The following is a 20511-nucleotide window of genomic DNA, read 5'->3' on the forward strand; positions in this document are numbered from 1 at the left end:
TCAGCGACCCTCGCCCCAGCGCTGCATCAGCGTGTGCGGCACGCCGATCTGGTCCATGACGCGGGCGACGACAAAATCGACGATGTCCTGCACGCATTGCGGGTGATGGTAAAAGCCGGGGCTGGGCGGCAGGATGACGGCGCCGGCGCGCGACAGGCGCAGCATGTTTTCGAGGTGGATGGACGAAAATGGCGTTTCACGCGGCACGAGCACCAGCTTGCGGCCTTCTTTCATGACGACATCGGCGGCGCGCTCGATCAGGTTGTCGGCCAGACCCTGGGCGATGGCGGCCAGCGTACCCATCGAGCACGGGCAGACGACCATCGCGTCGGGCGGGTTGGAACCGGAGGCAACCGGAGCGAACCATTCTTCACGGCCAAAAACTGAAAGGTTTTCCTCGTTGGCGGTCGGAAAGCGGGCGAGCAGGGCGGCCCTGGCTTCGCTTGGACGCGACGGCAGTTCGATGTCCATTTCCTGCTTGGCGACAACCTGTGAGGCCTGCGAGTAGAGCAGTTGTACCTTGCAGCCGGCTTCGAGCAGGCATTCGAGCAGGCGCAGGCCGTAGGGCATGCCGGAGGCACCGGTCAGGGCGAGGCAGATGGTCTTGGACATCAGGCGGTTTCCGAAGGCGCAGGTTCAGCCAGCAGTTTAGCCGCGATCAAGCCGTTGATGGTGCCGAAAACCAGCGCCGCGGTGGCGAAAACCGGGGTGAGCAGGAAGACGCCATCGTGCGGAATGAGCCAGACGCGGGCGAGCAACAACTGGCCGCCGATGTGCGCGAAGGCGGCGAGGATGGACAGGCTGACCGGGCCGAACCAGCGCGCCGGCAAGTGGCGGGCGAGGCCCAGGGTGAGCAGGCTGAGTGTGGTGCCGGTGAGCGACAGGAAAAAGCCGGGGGCGAGGAAATAGCCGAGCAGCAGGCTGCCGGCCAGCACCCGCAGGCCGCTGACCCAGACGGCGGTGCCCCAGCCGTAGCGGGCGAGCACGACGAGGGTGACGATATTGGCCAGCCCCGGTTTGACGCCGGGCAGCGGCGACGGGATGGCAGCGTCCACCAGCGACAGGCCAACGGCTGCGGTAGCCAGCCAGGCGACCCGGCGGTCTTCGGCAGTGACCGTCAGTTCAATAACTGATGGAGTCATAAACCTTGGTCCGACCGGTGATCTGGACGCTGACGCGATTGGGGGCGCAGATGGCGATTTCGCCGGGGCGCATCAGCCAGCCCTGCTTGACGCAGTACTGGCGCGGGCCGGGGTCGGACACCACGCGAGCGCGGCCCGGTTCGACGGCGATCAGCGTTGTGCCCAACGGGCCGGCAACTTCGAACTGCTTGCGAGCCTTGAGGTCGACTTCGGCAAAGACGCGGCCTTCCTGACGAATGATGGCGCGGTCGGCCAGCCCGCCTTGCCAGAAAATCGGGATGCTGCTGCCGACAGCCGCCGCACTGAGCAACATGACCAGCCAGTCGCCAGGCCGGATCAGTGCCAGCCAGGACATTTTGGCCGTGACCGCAGCAGCGAGGCAGATAGAAAAATTTCGATTTTGCCTATTTTTTCCGGTTGACCGCAGCAATCGATTCCGGGCCACCGTTCAAGGCGATTGGTGGCAAATCCGGCCGAAACGTACCGGTTTGGGCCGTTGCCCATCTTCAATTGCCGGCCAGTGTGCGATGGCGGACCAGTACCCGGGCGCGATTCGCAAACTCGCGTGCCAGCCATTCGGCGATGTAAACCGAACGGTGCTGACCGCCGGTGCAGCCGATGGCAACGGTCAGGTAATTGCGGTTGTCGCGAATGTAGCTGGGTAGCCAGGTGGCGACGAAACGGCAGATGTCGTCGCGCATGCGACGAACCTCGTCCTGAGCTTCGAGAAAATCGATGACCGGCTTGTCCTTCCCGGTCAGGCTGCGCAGTTCCGGGTCGTAATGCGGGTTGGGCAGGCAGCGGACGTCGAAAACAAGGTCGGCATCGAGGGGAATGCCGTGCTTGAAACCGAAGGATTCGAACATCAGCGTCAAGCCCTGGCCGGGTTCGGCCTCGATAAACTGGCGAACCCATTCACGCAGGCCGGCCGCTTTCATGCCGCTGGTGTCGATGCGGTGGCCGAGCGTGGAGATCGGTTCGAGCATGACGTTTTCGGCGCGAATCGCTTCGACCAGGGTTTGCCCCGACGCGGCCAGCGGGTGACGGCGGCGGGATTCGGAATAGCGCTTGAGCAGTGTTTCTTCGTGCGAAAACAGAAACAGGAAAATCGGCTCGATCCCGGCTTTTTTCAGTGTTTCGAGTTTTTCCGGCACCAGGTCAATGCCGTCTCCCGAACGGGCATCGATGGCCACAGCTACTTTCTGGACGCCTTCCTCGTTCATCATGCGGGCCAGCACGGTCAGCATGGCGACCGGCAGATTGTCGACGCAGTAATAGCCTGCATCTTCAAGAAGATTCAGGGCAACCGACTTGCCGGAACCGGATAGACCGCTAATCAGAATGAGTTTCATGGTGACAGAGCATAATCAAGGCGGCGTGCCGTATCAACCCGCGGCATAATATAAACCCAGAAACTGCAGCAGGCAGCTCGCCACAGCCCCGGATTCCCAATGAACACAACATATTTTGTAACCGGGCATGAGCACCGATACGCTGCTCACCTGGCGAACTGCGGCTTCTAGGTTAAAAAACAGGAGACCATCATGCCCCCGGCAATTCCTTTGCTCAAACTGCCTTTTTTGGCGGAACTGACCGCGCTGCGTCGCGATATCCATGCCCATCCCGAACTGGCTTTTGCCGAGAATCGTACCGCCGATATAGTGGCCCGCGAACTGGAGCGCTACGGCCTTGAGGTTCATCGCGGCCTGGCCAAAACCGGTGTTGTCGGCGTTTTACGAGCCGGTAAGTCGCAGAAAATGATCGGCCTGCGCGCCGACATGGATGCCTTGCCGCTGGCTGAAATGAACGAGTTTCCGCACCATTCCCGGCATCAGGGCAAGATGCACGCCTGTGGTCACGACGGCCATACTGCCATGTTGCTCGGTGCAGCGCGTTATCTTGCAGAGAAGCCGGATTTTAATGGCATCGCCGTGTTCATCTTTCAGCCGGCTGAAGAGGCTGAAGGTGGCGCCGCGGTCATGATCGAGGATGGACTCTTTGAGCAGTTCCCGGTTGAGGCCGTGTTTGGCTTGCATAACTGGCCGGGCATTTCGGTCGGCGAAATGGCGGCGATGCCGGGACCCGTTATGGCCGGTACCTGCGGCTTCGAGATTTTCGTGCGCGGCCATGGTTGCCACGCGGCGATGCCGCATCAGGGCGTCGATTCCATCGTTGCCGGGGCACAACTGGTGCAGGCGCTGCAAACGGTGGTCAGCCGCACGCTGCACCCCTGCGAATCGGCCGTGGTCAGCGTGACCCAGTTTCATGCTGGCGAGGCCTGGAACATCATTCCGGAAGAAGTGGTCTTGCGTGGCACCATCCGCAGTTTCAAGCCCGAGGTCCAGGAAAATATCGAGCGTGCCGTCGAGCGCTTGTGCAGCGGCATCGCCGCCGCCAACGGTGCGCAGATCAGCATCCGCTTCGAGCGTCGCTATCCGCCCACGGTCAACAGCGTTGCCGAGGCCAAATTCTGTCAGGATGTTGCTGCTGAGGTGTTTGGAAGTGAGCGAGTGCTTACTGATATTTTGCCGTCAATGGGTGCCGAAGACTTTGCCTACATGCTGAAGGAAAAGCCCGGCTGCTACGTCTGGCTGGGCAACGGTCCGGGCACCGGCGGTTGCACGCTGCACAATCCGCACTACGATTTCAACGATGAACTGCTGACCCTGGGCGCCAGTTACTGGGTGCGCTTGGTGCAGCGTTACCTGCCGGCGTAGGCCCCGGCTTGGCGAGCGGCGCGGTAGAGTCCGCGCCCGGCTAGAGCTTGAAGCGGGACACTTCCTGGCTCAGGGCCCCCGACATGCGTCTCAGTTGTTCGGCTGAAACGACGACCTCCTGCATGGCTTGCGAACTGTCATCGATCAGTTTGCGAACCTCTTCGATGTGATGCTGCATCGCACCCTCGTTCTGATACTCGACATCGATGGCTTCGGTGATGCGGGCCACAACCTGCCGGACTTCAAGCGAGCTGGCATTCATGCGATCAAAGGCATCGCGAGCCTGATTGGATAGCTGAACACTGTCGTCGACCTGATGCATGCCGGACTCCATGGCTTCAACGGCGCGCGACGTGCCTGACTGAATGCTTTCGACCATGGCGGAGATTTCGGCGGTGGATTGTGCAGTGCGCTCGGCCAGTTTGCGGACTTCGTCGGCAACGACGGCAAAGCCGCGGCCTTGTTCACCGGCACGTGCCGCTTCGATGGCGGCATTGAGGGCGAGCAGATTGGTCTGACTGGCGATGTCCGAGATGACGCTCAGGATGGAGTTGATCTGCGCCGATAGCGCGCCCAGTTCACGGATGTGCGTTGCCGTGGTCTGCACCGAGCCGGCCATCGATTTCGTTTCTTCGGCGGCCTTGCTGGCCAGCGCAGCACCGCTACCGGAAATTTCGCTCGAACCTTGAACGATCTGCTCCGCTTCATTCACCGCTCCCATGACCTGGTGGAGGCTGGCTGAAAGATTCTGGCCGTTGCTGACCATGGCGCTGGCCACTTCCTGTTGCTGCTCGCTGCCACTGGCCACTTTGCCGGTGATCATGGCCATCTGGTTAGCTGTCTGGGCGACATCGCTGGCGTGATTGGCCAGCGAGCTGACCAGCTGGCGAAGATGTGCCTGCATCCCGGCGAGTCCGGCCAGCAGGCTGCTGGTGTCGCCTTCAGCAAGAGAGATGGGTTGCGTCAGATCGCCCGTGGCAACGGCGTTGGCCACCTTGCGGGCATAGCCGGGCTCGCCGCCCAGTTCGCGACGAACATAGCGCAGTGTCGAGAACACGCTGGCAATGCCGACAACAATGGCCAGAACCGACAGCGCCAGCATGATGTTTTCTGCCTGTTCCGCCTTGCTGGCAACGTCATGACGCTGGCTGTCGGTGGCCTTGCTGATGGCTTCAAGATCGTTCAGCAGCGCCTTTTTGAGTGCACGCCAGGCGGGGGTCTCGGTACTGTTGATCAGTCGCTTGGCATCTTCGATCTGGCTGGACTTGACGACTGCCAGCACCTCTGCCTGAGCTTCAGCCTGGGCCTGGACCAAGGGGCTGAGGCGGGCCAGTGCCGCGTCGAATCCGTTAACGGATTTTGCGGCAAGGCCAGCTTGGTCGCGGGCCTCGGCAAAGTCCTTGCGTGCTTTTTCAAGGTTTTCAAAAGCCTTTGGATTGCTTGGATCCAGCACGATATTGCGCAATGCCTGGCCCATCTGCAGGCCCTGACTGTACATCTCTTGATAGCTCTGCTGCAGTGAGCCAATGCCGTCGAGGAAACTGCCGAAACGCGCCGATGTGCTGCGCAGTCCGCTGTTGGCGACAACGATTGCGGCGATAAAGGCCGCCATGATGAGGGCCATGCCAAGTAAAAGTCGATTGCGAAAAGTCATGATCGAGTCTCGCGCTAAATAAGTATTTCATTGTACGGCGCGGTCATGCTCGATGCCATCTTGATCAAGCGGCCATAATCATTCCGTCTTGGCGCTGCAGGGCGTTGACCAGCAGCAGCTGGCGTTCGATGCCGGTGACGAGCGCTTCGTCAGAAAGATTCAGGAAGCGCGTATTGACGTCGACTGCGAAGGGAAGGCTGAGCACGAAGGCCGGAAAATCAGCTTTCGCTACCTGGCGCTTCTCCATCATGGCGAACGATACGATAACCTTGATGGCATGCCAGGCCAGTTGTTCGATATTGCTGCGGAAATTGCCAAGGCGCCGAAAGGCCCGATCGAAGGCAGCATCGACCGTGTTGAAGGGCGCGCCGTGGCCGGGGATGACGATATCGATCGGCAGACGGGACAGCATTTCCAGCGTTTCCTGCGTGCTGGCCAGTCCGTCGGCTTCACCCAGCAGTTCGGGAAAGATGACCCCGAAGCCGTTTTCCCAAAGTGCATCGCCGGAGATCAGAATGCGCTTTTCCGGGTTGTAGTAGGCCAGCGCTTCCATGTCGTGACCGGGAACCGCCAGCGCCTGCCAATTGAGGCCACCCATTTCGAGCTGATCGTCGGCGCCGACCAGGCGGTCGTGCTGAAAACGGGCGCTCTGCTGGCCAAGCGGCGAGAGGAGCAGGGCATCCTTGTCCCAGTCGGCAATGGCGGCATGGAGGCCGGCGGGAACGATGATCTCGCAGTCGAAAGCAGCCTTCAGTGCGGCGTTTCCGCCAATGTGGTCGGAATGCGAGTGGGTGTTGATGACCCGGCTCAGTCGCCGGCTATCCAGTGCGTGATAGACAAGATCAACCGTCTGCTCGGCATGGGTGACGTAGCCGCTGTCGATCAGCGTCGCCACATCGCCATCGAAAAACAGGATGTTGTTGGCCGATAGCCAGCCACGTTCGAGTACGAGCAGGCTGTCGGGGAGCTTGATGCTCATTCCGGCGTATCCGGATCGCTGCTGTTCGTGGAAGGGGCGGTGGTGGGCACGACTAATTCGGCAACGATGCCCGGAGAGTCAAGTGGCGGGCGACCACAGCCCAGGCAGTAACCTGAATCAGGGTCAGCCATGCAGACGCCGATGCATTGGTAAAGCTCTTCCTGATTATCCATTTTGTGGTGTATTGATGATTGGTTCGGCGCCCAGAGGATCGTAGTCGAGCCGCCGTTCGTCGATATTGTGCAGGACGGTGGTGCGCTCGGTATCGCTGAGTTGCGACCACAAGGTGATTTCTTCGATGGTGCGCAAGCAGCCCCGGCAAAGCTTGGTGACCGGGTCCATCTGGCAAAGAGAGCGGCAGGGAGAGGGAGTCATTCAGATCAACATGAAGCGGTGCAGTTGGTCGCGGACCATTTCAACGGCTTCGAGCGCTTCGTCGCGGCTGATTCTGGCCAACATGGCCAGATGCAGACGCCGGTCGCGGGCCGTTAGTTCCGGGAAATTTAAGGTATGAACCTCTGGGCTGAGATCATCCCTGACAATGCCGAGGCGATCCACTGTGATACTGACTGGTGTCAGATGCAGGGCCGGCTCGGGCGAACTGAGATATTCCCCGAGTGCTTCGATGAGATGCTCCGGCATCAGCGAGTCAGCAGTCTGGCGCAACCGGGCATCGAGTTCGGCCAGATGGCGGGTACCGACTGCGCGTTCGTCGCTTCCTGAACTGCTGCGCATCACCGCCAGATGAGCGCGTTCGGCGGCAGCATCGCTGCGCAGCCCCTCGCGCTCATGACGCAGCGCCTGAACGTGTGCATGAAAAGTGTAGAGCAGGCTTTCCAGTGCCTTGCAGCGTAAGCCTCGCAGCGTGATGTCGAGTTGGCAACTGGGCTCGATCAGGGTCTGGCCGGAAAAATAAAGGACCAGTTGCGGTACGTCGGTGCGAATGACTTCACCTTGTTGTGCAATGCCAAGCTGCTTTTTTTGCTGCCGGCGAGCTGCGAACATGGCGTAGAAATACTTGCTGTCCCAGCTGCACGGCTCTTCCAGAAAATCGCGCACGGCCTGGCTCCTCCCCAGCATCTGGTCTATGTCGTCGGCGGTGGCGAACAGCGCGTGGACCAGCGGATCGTTGGCGAAGGCCTTGCGGTTGATATCAACCGGGCCAGGCAGGGCGGCCACCAGCCCGTCGCAATAGCCCAGCGCATGCTGGACTGGGCCGCTCAGGTGTTTTTCGAAGCCGGGGGCGGCGGTCAGCATGGGGTCCACCAGTTCTGCCACACGGCCAAGCGCCTTGCGCACGGAAGGATCCAGTGGCGGGGCAGGCTTCAGAAAATCAGTAACAGCGGAAAATAGGCTCACGCAGCAGTGTTGGCGCAGAGTGCCCGGCCAGCCTTGGCGCCGTTCGGACGATTGATGGCAGTGGAAATCCAGTTGCCGATAGCCGCCAGTTTAGCCAGATCGATGCCGGATTCAATGCCTAATCCATCCAATAGATAAACAACATCCTCCGTCGCCACGTTCCCGGAGGCACCCTTGGCGTAGGGGCAACCGCCCAGCCCGGCAATGGAACTGTCGAAAACGGCCATGCCCATCTGCAACGAGGCGTAGATATTGGCGATGGCCATGCCGTAGGTGTCGTGATAATGCCCGGCGAGCTTTTCAACCGGAATTTGGCGGGCGCAGGCCTCGACCATGCGCTGGATGCTGGCCGGGGTGCCGACCCCGATGGTGTCGCCCAGCGACACTTCGTAGCAGCCCATGTCAAACAAGGTCCTGGCAACGCTGGTTGTTTGTTGCGGATCAATGGCGCCTTCGTAAGGGCAGCCCACCACGCAGGAAACATAGCCACGGACCGGGATTTCCAGCGCCGAAGCGGCCGAAACCACCGGTTCGAAGCGTTTCAGGCTTTCGGTGATCGAACAATTGATATTCTTGCGCGAAAAAGCTTCTGAAGCAGCGCCGAAAATGGCGACTTCGGTAGCACCGGCCTCAACGGCTGCATCAAAACCTTGCAAATTCGGCGTCAAAACCGGGTAGACCGTGGAAGTCTGCCGTTTGATGCCGCGCAGCACTGCCGAGTTGTCGCCCATCTGCGGCACCCACTTCGGCGAAACAAAAGAGGTCGCCTCGATGACGCGCACGCCGGCATCGGCCAGTCGTTCGATCAATTCGATCTTGATGTCGGTTGGAACAACCTGGGTTTCGTTCTGCAACCCATCGCGCGGGCCGACTTCGACGATTTTGACTTTACTGGGCAGGGGCATGGCTAATGGCTTGATGGAAAATGCGGATGTAGGGTTCAAGCGGCTGGACGAACAGGGCGAGCTAGCGTGTCACCCAGCCGCCGCAAACGGGAAAGACCTGTCCGACAAAGCAGTTTGCCGAATCACTGCACAGATAGGCAGCGAACTCGGCATCTTCATCGGCGCTGACCAGGCGCCCGAGCGGTACCTCGCGTTTCAGGCGATCCTGAAAACGCGGATCGGCCTGAACCTCGGGTGGAAAGTAAGTCGGGTTCTCGACAAAGTTCTGTGCGATCACATTGACCTGAACATTGTGTGGCGCGACCTCGACTCCGACGGATTGAACATAAGCCAGCTGGGCGCCACGCGCCGCGCTGTAGGTGGATCTCAGCTTCATGCCGCGCAGGGCCGACGCGCTACCCATGACCAGAATCTTGCCGGCGCGGCGTTCGATCATGGCCGGCAACACGGCGCGGAAAAGTCGGGGCAACGGATCGACCAGTACACCGAAGATGTCACGCCATTCCTCCTCTGACACGTTCGTCACTGCAGTGGCCGGTGCCGGTATGGCCAGGTTGGCAATCAGCACATCAACCTGCCCGGCGTGGGCGACCGCGGCGGCGGGCGCATCAGGGCTGACCAACGAGTCGGTACTCGCTATCACCGTGGCGCCGTGCCGGGCAAATACCTCGCACAGTACCGGCCCCATGAACTGGTCGGCCTGAGTGATGAGGACTCGCTTGCCGAGAAGAATTTGGTTGGACATTGCAACTCCTGCAGTTAGAGGTGGATCAAGGCGTTGACTGAGGTCTGTCGCTTACGGCAAATCCCCTTGTTACTTTTGAACCTCGGTGTCAGCAAGCGGTTCCGCCAAAGATGACAATTGATGCGCTTCCTTCAGCTTCTCATCGCTCATTGTCCGAACCAGGGCATCACGCTCATGCATTGCAGTCGGATGCTTGGCGGCTGTGGCCCGGCTGAACCAGATATAGGCGCGGACGGGATCCTGCGGTAAGCCCAAACCATCACGATAAAAGCGCGCCAGTTCGAACATTCCTTCCGCACTGCCAGTGGCTGCTGCCAAGTGGATCCATTTGGCGGCCTCATCCACATCCGTAGGGAGTTTGTCGCCGCTTGCCAAGGCTCGTCCTAACTGCAGCATTGCAGCGACATCACCGTCCGAGGCAGCATTTTTAAGCGTTTTGCCAAGCTCGACCGGGTCTTTCGTGGCTTCAGGCGCAGCAACGCCCATCCGGGCTTCGGCCTTTGTCACAGCAGTGCTTGGTTCTGAACGAAAAACTGTGACAGGCGCTGCCGGCCTGATCTTCGGATCATCGTAACTTTCAAACCAGAGATCGGCTGCTGTGAGTGCACCGAAGCTGAGCAATATGCCGGCCGCAGCGTTAATCATTACCCGTTCCCGGGCGGCGTTGCTGGCGGCTAGAAAGCGATTGGTACAGTCATCGCAATGATAGGGCCGAAAGCCCTGTGCCCCCAGTTTTTCATGCTTCGAATGCCATCGCGATGGCTGGCAGCGCAAGCTGTTGCAAGCTGGGCACTTGACGCCGGCCCCGAGCATTCGCGCGATATCGACGTATTTCAGGATGGAGAGCGGCATGATTTCGAGTTCACCAGTTAGACGCAGCGAATGGGGGAGCGGCTTCACATTGTTTCCGTGTAGATATTAATGCGAAGCTGACGCCTTTTGCTGACGACTGCTGTAGATGTTGGGCCTGAACTTACTCTTGCCTGACTATATCGACAGAGATCTCCACCGCCGGTGTTAATCCCCTATTCTCGAGCCAGTGAGTGGTGTTCCTGTCCTCAGGCCAGCCAACACCCGGTCCGTATTCCGTAGCAATGCCATTTCGATAGTCGGTGATCGTTCCTTGCAGTACATAGACGGTCCCTGGTCTGTCGATATGGTTGTGAATCGGGCCAAATACGCCGCCAGGCTCGATGGTCACCATACGCATTCGAAGTTGGCGCCCTGCCATCCCCTCAATCTCAGGACCAAGGTCAACGGTTGCCAGTAATTGCACCCTAACGCCTCTTGTCTCTGGTGCCACCTGTTCGTTGTTCATCGAGATCTCCTTGGCGTTCTTCTAGAGCCTAACCAGTAGAACGGTGTTTAGTGGGTTTCGTAGATATCTTCAGTGCGTGCCGGCGACAAATTGGCGATCTTCAAATTTCAGTTTTTCAGCAAAGCATAGATCAACATTTGTCCGGATAGCTTACGCCGATTTGCCTCGCCTGCTGACCAAGCCGCGGCAAGTCGATCTTCACACTTCCCCCTCAAATTCAACCAGCGCAGCGCCATCGCTTACCTGTTCGCCGGCCGCGTAGCAGAAGGCTTTGACAGTGCCGGCGGTGGGTGCGGTGATGGTGTGTTCCATTTTCATGGCTTCGAGGATGAGCAGCGGCGTGCCTTTGTCGACCTTCTGGCCGGGCTGGGCGAGCAGGGCGACGACCTTGCCGGGCATCGGCGCGGTCAGGCCGCCGCCGTGGCTGTCGCCGGCATCGACGCGGTGCAGCGGGTCGTCGCGGAGCAGGGTGTAGGTGCGGCCTTGCAAAAACACGCTTCTTTTGTCGTCGACCGCAACCACCGAGGCGATCAGGCGGCGGTCGTCCAGTTCGACGGCAAAGCGGTCGCCATCCAGTTTCTTGCCACGAGCCAGGGTGGTTTGGCCATGCAGCGTGATCTGCCATTGGTCGCGCTGGTAGCGAACGTGGGCGTCGACCAGCGCTTCGCCATCCCGAAAACTGATGGTGCGGGCCGACGACAAGTTCATCCGCCAGCCATCACGGGCGTGCCAGGGTGAGTGCGGATCGCCGCTGGTTTTGGCGGCTTGCTTGGCTTCGTGTTGTTCCCACAGCAATTCGCCGACGGTGGCGACCAGCAGCGTGTCGCGCGGGACGGTCTGGGTGGTGGGGAACAGGAAATCCTTCTGCCGTTCAATCAGGCCGGTGTCGAGATCGGCGCCGGCAAAAGCCGGGCAGGCGACGAGGCGCGACAGGAAATCGATGTTGGTGGTGACGCCGGCCACCTGATAGTCGGCCAAGGCTTTGCGCATGCGGGCCAGCGCGGCGTCGCGATGTTCGTCCCAGACGATTAGCTTGGCGATCATCGGGTCGTAGTAGGGCGTGATTTCATCGCCTTCCTCGACGCCGGTATCGACGCGGACATTGAGGCTTTCGGCCGGGGGCGACAGGCGGATCAGCGTGCCGGTCGAGGGCAGGAAGCCCTTGCTGGCGTCTTCGGCGTAGATGCGGGCTTCGAGGGCGTGGCCGCGGATCTGCAGTTGCTCCTGCGCGAGCGGCAGCGGCAGCCCGGCGGCGACACGCAACTGCCATTCGACGAGATCCTGCCCGGTGATCATTTCGGTGACCGGGTGCTCAACCTGCAGGCGGGTATTCATTTCCATGAAGAAGAATGAGCCGTCCTGATTGGCGATGAATTCGACCGTGCCGGCGCCGACGTAACCAACGGCCTTGGCCGCCGCCACGGCTGCCTTGCCCATCTCATGGCGGCGCGCATCGGTCATGCCGGGGGCCGGGGCTTCTTCGAGCACCTTCTGGTGGCGGCGCTGCACGGAACAGTCGCGCTCGAAGAGATAGACGCAGTCGCCCTGCGTGTCGGCGAAGACCTGGATTTCGATGTGGCGCGGCTTGGTGATGTACTTCTCGATCAGCACGTGCTCGTTGCCGAAGCTTGAGGCCGCTTCGCGCTTGCAGGAGGCGAGCGATTCAGGGAAGTCCTCGCTTTTCTCGACGAGGCGCATGCCCTTGCCGCCGCCGCCGGCAGCAGCCTTGATCAGCACCGGGTAGCCGATGGCGTCGGCTTCCTTGTGCAGCAATTCCGGTGTCTGGTCGTCGCCGTGGTAACCGGGGGTGAGTGGCACGGCGGCCTTGCCCATCAGTTTCTTCGCTTCGGATTTCGAGCCCATGGCGCGAATGGCGGAAGCCGGCGGGCCGATGAAGGTAATGCCGCTGGCAGCACAGGCTTCGGAAAAGTCGGCATTCTCGGAAAGGAAGCCGTAGCCGGGATGGATGGCCTGGGCGCCGGTACGTTTGGCGGCATCGAGGATTTTGTCGGCTACCAAGTAGGACTCGCGGGCAGCTGCCGGGCCAAGCAGCACGGCCTCATCGGCGAGGCGGACGTGGCGGGCATTGGCATCGGCCTCGGAATAGACGGCGACGGTGCGGATGCCCATGCGGCGGGCGGTCTTTATGACCCGGCAGGCTATTTCTCCGCGGTTTGCAATGAGGATCTTGTTAAACATGCTGGGTCTCCCGCGGAGAAATAGCCTGAGCGCGCTTCGCACGCAGGCAGTTTGACTTCGTCGCTGCGCCGCTGCGCGGCTGGTCACCGCGGTTGGCAGTCAGGATTTTGTTAAACATGGCTTATTCCCCAATCCAGTTGGGCTGACGTTTATCCAAAAAGGCGGCGATGCCTTCGCGGGCTTCGGGCGTGGCGCGCAGGTGGGCGATGCGGTGGGCGGTGTCGTCGACCAGCGTGTCGTTGATCGGCCGGCCGTTGACGGTGCGGATCAGGTCCTTGGCGGCGGCTTGGGAAAGCGGGCCACCCTGTAACAGTGAATCAACGATGTCGCTGATCTTGGCATCCAGTTGTTCTGGTTCCACGGTTTCGTGGACGAGGCCGATGTCGAGCGCACGATGCGCGTCGATCCGTTCCGCCGACTGAAAATAGCGGTAAGCCTGCCGGGCGCCGATGGCGCGCAGCACGTAGGGTGAAATGGCCGAAGGGATGATGCCGAACTTGACCTCGGAGGTGGCGAAGACGGCCTTGGTCGAGGCGACGGCAATGTCGCAGGCGGCAGCCAGCCCCATGCCGCCGCCAAGCGCAGCGCCCTGGATGCGGGCGATGGTCGGCTTCTTCATTTCGGCCAGCGTGCGCAGCATATGGGCGAGGGCACGGGCGTCGTTGAGGTTGTCGTCGAGGCCGTTGTTGGCGGCGCGTTTCATCCAGTTGAGGTCGGCGCCGGCGGAGAAGCTTTTGCCGCGGCCGGCGAGGATGACGACGCGGACATCGTTATCTTCATTGAGGGCGATGCAGGCGGCGGTGAGTTCGGCGATCAGGGTTTCGTCGAAGGCATTGTGCAGGTCTGGGCGGTTCATCCAGAGGGTGGCGACCGGGCCGGAGAGTTCGATTTGGAGGGCTTGGAAGGGCATTTTGTTTGTCTCTTTATTGGCTATTTTTGTTTGATTGGGCTGGGGTTCCGCCCTTGTGGGACGTACTTTCTTTTGCTTCGCCAAAAGAAAGTACGTCCGCCAACAGGGCGGAACCCCAAGCGCGATCAATGGAAAGCGTTCCATCGAAAGATCACATCCGGAAAATGCCAAACTTCGTTTCCTCAGCCGGCGCATTCATCGAAGCCGACAGCCCCAACCCGAGCACCCGCCGCGTATCCGCCGGATCAATAATCCCGTCATCCCACAGCCGCGCCGAGGCGTAATACGGATGCCCCTGCGTCTCATACTGCTCACGAATCGGCGCCTTGAAAGCCGCTTCTTCTTCTGCACTCCAGGAACCGCCCTTGGCTTCGATGCCATCGCGCTTGACCGTCGCCAGCACCCCGGCCGCCTGATCGCCGCCCATCACCGAAATGCGGGCGTTCGGCCACATCCACAGGAAGCGCGGCGAATAGGCGCGGCCGCACATGCCGTAGTTGCCGGCGCCAAATGAGCCGCCGATGACGACGGTGAATTTCGGTACCTTGGCGGTGGCGACTGCGGTGACCATCTTGGCGCCGTCGCGGGCGATGCCGCCGTTTTCGTATTTTCGGCCGACCATAAAGCCGGTGATGTTCTGCAGGAAAACCAGCGGAATGCCGCGCTGGGCGCAGAGTTCGATGAAATGCGCGCCCTTGAGGGCCGATTCGCTGAACAGGATGCCGTTGTTGGCGACGATACCGACCGGATAGCCATAAATCCGTGCGAATCCGCAAACCAGTGTCGTGCCGTAGCGCGCCTTGAATTCGTCGAAATCGGAGCCGTCGACGATGCGGGCAATGATTTCGCGCACGTCGAAGGGTTTTTTCGAGTCGGTGGGAATGACGCCGTAGAGTTCTTCGGCGGCATAGAGCGGCTCGGATGGTGCGGTCAACGTGACCGGTGGCGCTTTTTTCCAGTTCAAGTCTTTGATGATGCGCCGGGCGATGGCCAGCGCATGCGCGTCGTTTTCAGCCAGATGATCGACGACGCCGGAAATGCGCGTATGCACGTCGGCGCCGCCGAGGTCTTCAGCGGAAACGACTTCACCGGTCGCCGCCTTGACCAGCGGTGGGCCGCCGAGAAAAATCGTACCCTGGTTCTTGACGATGATCGACTCGTCGCACATCGCCGGCACGTAGGCGCCGCCGGCCGTGCAGGAGCCCATGACGGCGGCAATCTGCGGGATGCCTTGCGCCGAGAGGTTGGCCTGGTTGAAAAAGATGCGGCCGAAGTGCTCCTTGTCCGGGAAAACTTCATCCTGCATGGGCAAAAAGGCGCCGCCGGAATCGACCAGATAGACGCAGGGCAGGCGGTTTTCCAGGGCGATTTCCTGTGCCCGCAAGTGCTTCTTGACGGTCAGCGGGTAGTAGGTGCCGCCCTTCACGGTGGCATCGTTGGCGACGACCATACATTCAATGCCGTGGATGCGGCCAATGCCGGCGATCACCGAGGCTGCTGGCACATCGCCGCCATACATGTCGTAGGCAGCGAACTGGCCGATCTCGAGGAAGGGCGTGCCGGGGTCGAGCAGGCCGCTGACTCGTTCGCGCGGCAGCAACTTGCCGCGCGCCAGGTGCTTCTGGCGCGCGGCTTCCGGACCGCCGAGAGCGATCTTGTCGACCTTGTCATGCAGGTCGGCGACAACCGTTCGCATGGCGTCCACGTTGGCTTGAAAGTCGGCCGAGCGCGGGTTGAGTTGGGTTTTCAGTACAGTCATGTCTCCTCGCTTTTCTTGTTCGCCCCTGATGTTCAGACAGGCGTTACAGCTGCTTTTCTTCCTTGAGCCATTTGCTGACCGGCTCTGCTTGATAGCTGCTCATCGTGCCGAGCAGACGTTCGATATCGGTATCGGCCAGTGCCATCGCCCGGTTCTGGGCGCGCAGAAAGCCTTCGCTCACGGCGTGGTCAAAGAGACTGAGCAGCGGGTCGTAAAAGCCGTTGACGTTGAGCAGGCCCATTGGCTTCGCGTGGAAGCCGAGTTGGCCCCAGGTCAGGATTTCACAAAATTCCTCAAAGGTGCCGAAGCCGCCGGGCAGGGCGATGAAACCTTCGGACAGTTCGGCCATGCGTGCCTTGCGGGTGTGCATGGAATCGACGACCTCGATGCGCGTCAGTGCGCGATGATCGACGGCGCGCCCGGCAACCTCTTTGCCCATCAGGGCTTCCGGGATGACGCCGATCACTTTCCCGCCCGCGGCCAGGCAAGCATCGGCGACGGCGCCCATCAGCCCGATATTGCCGGCGCCATAGACCAGTTCGATGCCACGGGCCGCGAGCAGGCGGCCGAGCTTTTCAGCCTCGGTGCGATAGATCGGATTGTGGCCTGCGTTGGAGCCGCAAAAGACGCAGATTCGTTTCATGTTTGTCTCAAAAGCTGTCGCTTAAAAACCGCCGGTTTCCAGCCATTTTTCGATCTGCGGCAGGCGGTCGGCGCCGAAGAAGGGCTGGTCGTCAATCAGCACGTAGGGGGCGCCAAAGACACCGATCTTGATGGCGTGATCGACCTCGCCCTTCAGGCGTTCCTTGAGGGCTTGATCGTTCACAGCGGCTTCCAGGGCGACACGGTCGACGCCAAGCTGGGCGGCGATATCAAATACGGTGTCGGGCATCGAAATGTCGCAGTTGTCGACAAACAGGGCGCGAAATATGGCGTGGGCGAAGCGACGGGCCAGCGCGCAGTCCTGGCCGTGAAGCCAGTAATAGGCGCGGGCGGCATTTTGCGTGGCCAGCGGAAACTGGCTCGGGTGGTGGTAGGGGATTCCCATGAAGCGCGCCGAGCGCTCGAAATCGATCAGCCAGTAGTTGGCCTTGACCGGCGTCTGCAGGGTGAGCGGCGCGCTGCCGGTGCTCTTGAAAACAACGCCGAGCAAAATGGGATGCCAGCGTACCTTGCGGCCGAAACGTGCTGCCAGCTCGTCGATGCGCTCGCTCAGCAGATAGCTGTAGGGGCTGGAAAAATCGAACCAGAAATCGATCGGATTGGCGGATTCGGTCATGCGTTGTCTCCTGCGGTGGTTGCGGGCGATTTCGATTTTTGGCTTTTTTTCCGGTCGACCGCAGCAAGCTGCTGCGGGCTGGCGACAAGGCATCGCCAGCCTCCCGGATGTCCTTATGGGTGCGATTTCTCCGGGAAGGCCGTCATCATCGTTGGCTTGACGGGCACAGCTCGGCGAATGCCGTGGGCAGCGGGTACGATGATGACAGGTTGGGACATGCGGATAACTCCTTCAATGGGTGCTAGGCTTCCAGCGCCTTGAGCGCCGCGTCGTAGCGGGTCGTCAGGTCGGCGGGGCAATCGATGGTGATGCCGAGGTCGTGTACCAGGCCATCCTTGAGGCCGTAAACCCAACCGTGGATGGTCAGTTTCTGGTCGCGCAACCAGGCGTCCTTGACGACCGGGGTGTGACACAGATTGACCACTTGCTCGAGTACGTTCAATTCGCACAGGCGATCGTGGCGCTGATCTTCCGGCAGACGGTCGACCATGGCCTGATGCTTGTTGTGGACTTCCTGCACGTTGTGCAACCAGAAGTCGACGATGCCGACCCGCGTCTTGTGCAGGGCTGCCTGGACGCCGCCGCAGCCATAGTGGCCGACGACCATGATGTGCTTCACCTTCAGGACATCGACGGCGTACTGGATAACCGACAGACAGTTCATGTCGGTGTGCATGACCAGATTGGCCACGTTGCGGTGGACGAATACTTCGCCCGGTAACAGGCCGACGATCTGGTTGGCCGGTACGCGCGAGTCGGAGCAGCCAATCCACAGGAATTCGGGCGTCTGCAACTGGGCCAGCTTGTTGAAGTAGTTCGGGTCAACTTCCTGCATGCGCTGGGCCCAGGCCCGGTTGAAGTCGAACAGGTGCGACAGGTTTTCGCTGCGGATTTCTTCTTCCGACCAATTGTCGAGATCGAGAGCGAGGAACATCGTGCCTTCGATCGGTGTCTGATAATAGTTCGGTGCTTCGGTAAAGCCCAGTTCGCGGTAGAGCTTCACGGCCATGCGCATGTTGGGCAGTGTGTCGATCATCAGCTTGCGGTAGCCGATTTCCTTGGCCACCTTGATCGCGGCCAGCGCCAGCGCAGCACCAACGCCGTGGCCACGCTCTTCCGGCGTGACGTAGAGGCGCTTCATTTCGCAGACACCGTCGCTCTCTGGCAGGGGGCGCACGCCAACGCAGCCGGCCGGGCGGCCATCGACTTCGGCGACGAAGAGGCGACCCTGCGGTGCCACGTAGGCGCCGGGCAGGGAGGCCATTTCCTGTTCGAAATTCTGAAATGACAAATCGACGCCCAGCCAGGCCGCATAATTGCGGAAGTACTGGCGAACCTGCTCGAGTGCTTCGGTATCGCTGGCGGTGAGTGTGCGTAGGGTAACGGCCATGTTTTTAATGCTCCTGTTGCGGCGCTCCTGTCCGGAGCGCCGGCAGGAGCGTGTTATGCAGTTTCGTTGAAGAGTTCGCGACCAATCAGCATTCTACGGATTTCCGAAGTGCCTGCGCCGATCTCATAAAGCTTGGCATCGCGCCAGAGACGGCCGGCTGCGTATTCGTTGGTATAGCCGACGCCGCCCAGCGTCTGGATCGCTTCGCCCGCCATCCAGGTCGCCTTTTCGGCCGAGTAGAGAATTGCCCCGGCGGCATCCTTGCGCAGTGTGCGGGAGTGGTCGGTGGCATCGCAGGCGCGGCCAACGGCATAGACGTAGGCGCGGGTGGCCTGCCAGGTGGAGTAAAGATCAGCAACCTTGCCCTGCATCAGCTGGAATTCGCCGATCGCCTGACCAAACTGCTTGCGCTCGTGCAGGTAAGGAACGACGACATCCATGCACGCCGCCATGATGCCGAGCGGGCCACCGCACAGCACGGCACGTTCGTAATCGAGGCCGGACATCAGCACTTTGGTGCCATTGCCGATACCGCCCAGCACGTTTTCTTCCGGGATTTCGACATCGTCAAAGAACAGCGGGAAGGTGTTGGAGCCGCGCATGCCGAGCTTGTCGAGGTGGGTGCCGTGGCTGAAGTTTTTCATGTCTTTCTCGACGATGAAGGCGGTCATGCCTTTGGCACCGGCGTCCGGGTCGGTCTTGGCGTAGACGACCAGCGTATCTGCGTCACCACCATTGGTGATCCACATCTTGGCGCCGTTTAGTACGTAACGGTCACCCTTCTTCTCAGCCTTGAGCTTCATCGAGACGACATCGGAACCGGCATTCGGCTCGGACATCGCCAGTGCCCCGACGTGCTCGCCGGAAATCAGCTTGGGCAGGTATTTTTGGCGCTGGGTTTCGTTACCGTTGCGGCGGATCTGGTTGACGCACAGATTCGAGTGGGCGCCGTAGGACAGGCCGACCGAGGCCGAGGCCCGGGAGATTTCCTCCAGCGCCACGATGTGGGCGAGATAACCCATGTTGGTGCCACCGTACTCTTCGCTGGCGGTCATGCCGAGCAGGCCCATGTCGCCAAATTTCTTCCAGAGGTCGGCGGGGAATTCGTTAACGCGATCAATTTCTGCGGCGCGTGGTGCAATCTCGGCATCGGCAAAGGTTTTCACCGCATCGCGCAGCAGGTTGATGTCTTCGCCGAGGCCGAAGTCGAGGCTGGGAATGTTCATGGGTTTGTCTCCGTCGTGGATTTATTTTTCGGTCTTGCCGTGCATGACCATGATGGTCTGCTGCATCAGGGCACAGAGTTTTTCCTCGCCGTCCTTGACGGCAAAGACTTCGGCCTGCGTGACGATCAAGGTTCGGCCTGGACGAACCACCTTGCCGCGAGCGATCAGCTTTTCGCCATCCGCTGGGGCGAGCAGGTTCATCTTGTATTCGACCGTGAGCACCGAGGCCGATGCCGGGACCATGCTCATCGCCGCATAGCCGGCGGCCGAATCGGCAATCATGCCGACCACGCCGCCATGCACGAAGCCGTGCTGCTGCTCGACACCGGACCATAGCGGCAGATGGATTTCGGTCTGTCCGTGTTCAACCACCGGTAGCGTGGCGTGGATCAAGTCCATGGCGTGCTGCTTGGCAAAGCTGCTACGGACTCTTTCAGCGAAGTGAGGATCGGATAGGTGGGCCATAGCGTGATTGTATTGACGTTGACGTAAACGTCAACTGATTGGCAAAAAATTATTTGGCGTCCCGGCGAGCCAGCTCTTGCTGACATAGATGTTCGAACTGCGAAATTTCGGCCAGCATCGCCTCGATATCTTCGCGTTGCTGTTCCAGTGCCGCGCGGCGTTTTTCCATGACACGAAGGCATTCCAGCAATTGCGGCGTTTCGTCCTCGGTTGATTCGTACATGCCGATCAGGTCCTTGATCTCGGCCAGTGACAGCCCGAGACGCTTGCCGCGCAAGGCCATTTTCAAGCGGGCGCGGTCGCGGCGGGCAAAGATGCGCTTGCTGCCTTCACGCGCCGGTGAGAGGATGCCCTGGTCTTCCCAGAAACGGATGGTGCGCGGCGTGATGCCGAATTCGCGGGCAAGATCCGAGATGGCAAAGGTGCTGGCCGCTAGGCTCATGGTGTCTCCTGTAGGTGCGCTC

General features: G+C 60.6%; 23 protein-coding genes. 1 reads left to right on the top strand and 22 read right to left on the bottom strand.

The genetic code is table 11. The annotated features are described in order from the left end of the window. The 4 genes from IPJ12_10010 to rapZ all read right to left on the bottom strand — a co-directional run bounded on the left by IPJ12_10010 (window position 1) and on the right by rapZ (window position 2494). Window positions 1-612: a UbiX family flavin prenyltransferase gene (locus IPJ12_10010; protein ID MBK7647479.1), complete on the bottom strand. Its 612-nt coding sequence runs from the start codon at window positions 610-612 to the stop codon at window positions 1-3. Further along, on the bottom strand, window positions 612-1142 hold the full coding sequence (locus tag IPJ12_10015) for a Gx transporter family protein (protein ID MBK7647480.1): 531 nt from the start codon (window positions 1140-1142) through the stop codon (window positions 612-614). Before IPJ12_10015 ends, IPJ12_10010 begins: the two co-directional genes overlap by 1 nt. After that, window positions 1123-1497, bottom strand: a complete 375-nt coding sequence (locus IPJ12_10020) for a NusG domain II-containing protein (GenBank protein ID MBK7647481.1) — start codon at window positions 1495-1497, stop codon at window positions 1123-1125. The genes IPJ12_10015 and IPJ12_10020 overlap by 20 nt, the downstream gene beginning before the upstream one ends. Window positions 1498-1648: 151 nt before the next feature. Next, window positions 1649-2494, bottom strand: coding sequence for an RNase adapter RapZ (gene rapZ, locus IPJ12_10025; protein ID MBK7647482.1), 846 nt, complete (start codon window positions 2492-2494; stop codon window positions 1649-1651). A gap of 192 nt (window positions 2495-2686) precedes the next feature. Between rapZ and IPJ12_10030 the strand changes: the two genes are divergently transcribed. Then, entirely contained in the window at window positions 2687-3859 is a 1173-nt protein-coding gene (locus IPJ12_10030) for an amidohydrolase (protein ID MBK7647483.1), read from the top strand. A 40-nt stretch (window positions 3860-3899) separates the two neighbouring features. Here the strand turns inward: IPJ12_10030 and IPJ12_10035 are convergent, their stop codons facing one another. The 18 genes from IPJ12_10035 to IPJ12_10120 all read right to left on the bottom strand — a co-directional run bounded on the left by IPJ12_10035 (window position 3900) and on the right by IPJ12_10120 (window position 20489). Beyond that, window positions 3900-5513 carry a hypothetical protein gene (locus IPJ12_10035; protein ID MBK7647484.1) on the bottom strand — a complete coding sequence of 538 codons (1614 nt, stop codon included), beginning with the start codon at window positions 5511-5513 and terminating at the stop codon, window positions 3900-3902. 64 nt (window positions 5514-5577) lie between these two features. Then, window positions 5578-6492: an MBL fold metallo-hydrolase gene (locus IPJ12_10040; GenBank protein ID MBK7647485.1), complete on the bottom strand. Its 915-nt coding sequence runs from the start codon at window positions 6490-6492 to the stop codon at window positions 5578-5580. After that, entirely contained in the window at window positions 6489-6623 is a 135-nt protein-coding gene (locus IPJ12_10045; protein ID MBK7647486.1) for a hypothetical protein, read from the bottom strand. The genes IPJ12_10040 and IPJ12_10045 overlap by 4 nt, the downstream gene beginning before the upstream one ends. A gap of 34 nt (window positions 6624-6657) precedes the next feature. After that, the gene (locus IPJ12_10050) at window positions 6658-6867 is read right to left on the bottom strand and encodes a DUF1289 domain-containing protein (protein MBK7647487.1); all 210 of its coding nucleotides are present in this window, start codon (window positions 6865-6867) and stop codon (window positions 6658-6660) included. Beyond that, complete coding sequence (locus tag IPJ12_10055) at window positions 6868-7851, bottom strand: hypothetical protein (GenBank protein ID MBK7647488.1); 984 nt, start codon at window positions 7849-7851, stop codon at window positions 6868-6870. Next, window positions 7848-8756, bottom strand: coding sequence for a hydroxymethylglutaryl-CoA lyase (locus IPJ12_10060; GenBank protein ID MBK7647489.1), 909 nt, complete (start codon window positions 8754-8756; stop codon window positions 7848-7850). Before IPJ12_10060 ends, IPJ12_10055 begins: the two co-directional genes overlap by 4 nt. 61 nt (window positions 8757-8817) lie before the next feature. Then, window positions 8818-9501, bottom strand: coding sequence for an SDR family oxidoreductase (locus IPJ12_10065; protein ID MBK7647490.1), 684 nt, complete (start codon window positions 9499-9501; stop codon window positions 8818-8820). Between the two features lie 69 nt (window positions 9502-9570). Beyond that, window positions 9571-10353: a sel1 repeat family protein gene (locus tag IPJ12_10070; GenBank protein MBK7647491.1), complete on the bottom strand. Its 783-nt coding sequence runs from the start codon at window positions 10351-10353 to the stop codon at window positions 9571-9573. Between the two features lie 121 nt (window positions 10354-10474). Further along, a complete protein-coding gene (locus IPJ12_10075; protein ID MBK7647492.1) occupies window positions 10475-10819 on the bottom strand; it encodes a cupin domain-containing protein in 345 nt (114 codons plus the stop codon). Between the two features lie 198 nt (window positions 10820-11017). Next, on the bottom strand, window positions 11018-13018 hold the full coding sequence (locus IPJ12_10080) for an acetyl/propionyl/methylcrotonyl-CoA carboxylase subunit alpha (protein MBK7647493.1): 2001 nt from the start codon (window positions 13016-13018) through the stop codon (window positions 11018-11020). A 121-nt stretch (window positions 13019-13139) separates the two neighbouring features. Next, window positions 13140-13928 carry an enoyl-CoA hydratase/isomerase family protein gene (locus IPJ12_10085; GenBank protein ID MBK7647494.1) on the bottom strand — a complete coding sequence of 263 codons (789 nt, stop codon included), beginning with the start codon at window positions 13926-13928 and terminating at the stop codon, window positions 13140-13142. A 151-nt stretch (window positions 13929-14079) separates the two neighbouring features. Next, complete coding sequence (locus IPJ12_10090) at window positions 14080-15687, bottom strand: methylcrotonoyl-CoA carboxylase (GenBank protein ID MBK7647495.1); 1608 nt, start codon at window positions 15685-15687, stop codon at window positions 14080-14082. 43 nt (window positions 15688-15730) lie between these two features. Then, the gene (locus tag IPJ12_10095) at window positions 15731-16330 is read right to left on the bottom strand and encodes a TIGR00730 family Rossman fold protein (GenBank protein ID MBK7647496.1); all 600 of its coding nucleotides are present in this window, start codon (window positions 16328-16330) and stop codon (window positions 15731-15733) included. 21 nt (window positions 16331-16351) lie between these two features. Next, entirely contained in the window at window positions 16352-16966 is a 615-nt protein-coding gene (locus tag IPJ12_10100) for a 2-hydroxychromene-2-carboxylate isomerase (GenBank protein ID MBK7647497.1), read from the bottom strand. A gap of 241 nt (window positions 16967-17207) precedes the next feature. Further along, window positions 17208-18356, bottom strand: coding sequence for a carbonate dehydratase (gene can, locus IPJ12_10105; protein ID MBK7647498.1), 1149 nt, complete (start codon window positions 18354-18356; stop codon window positions 17208-17210). A 53-nt stretch (window positions 18357-18409) separates the two neighbouring features. Next, on the bottom strand, window positions 18410-19582 hold the full coding sequence (locus IPJ12_10110) for an isovaleryl-CoA dehydrogenase (GenBank protein ID MBK7647499.1): 1173 nt from the start codon (window positions 19580-19582) through the stop codon (window positions 18410-18412). 21 nt (window positions 19583-19603) lie between these two features. Continuing rightward, window positions 19604-20047, bottom strand: coding sequence for a PaaI family thioesterase (locus tag IPJ12_10115; GenBank protein MBK7647500.1), 444 nt, complete (start codon window positions 20045-20047; stop codon window positions 19604-19606). A gap of 49 nt (window positions 20048-20096) precedes the next feature. Continuing rightward, window positions 20097-20489, bottom strand: coding sequence for a MerR family DNA-binding transcriptional regulator (locus IPJ12_10120; GenBank protein MBK7647501.1), 393 nt, complete (start codon window positions 20487-20489; stop codon window positions 20097-20099). Between the last annotated feature and the right edge of the window lie 22 nt (window positions 20490-20511).

The sequence above is a fragment of the Betaproteobacteria bacterium genome (genome assembly GCA_016709965.1).
Classification (GTDB): Bacteria; Pseudomonadota; Gammaproteobacteria; order Burkholderiales; family Rhodocyclaceae; genus Azonexus; species Azonexus amarohabitans.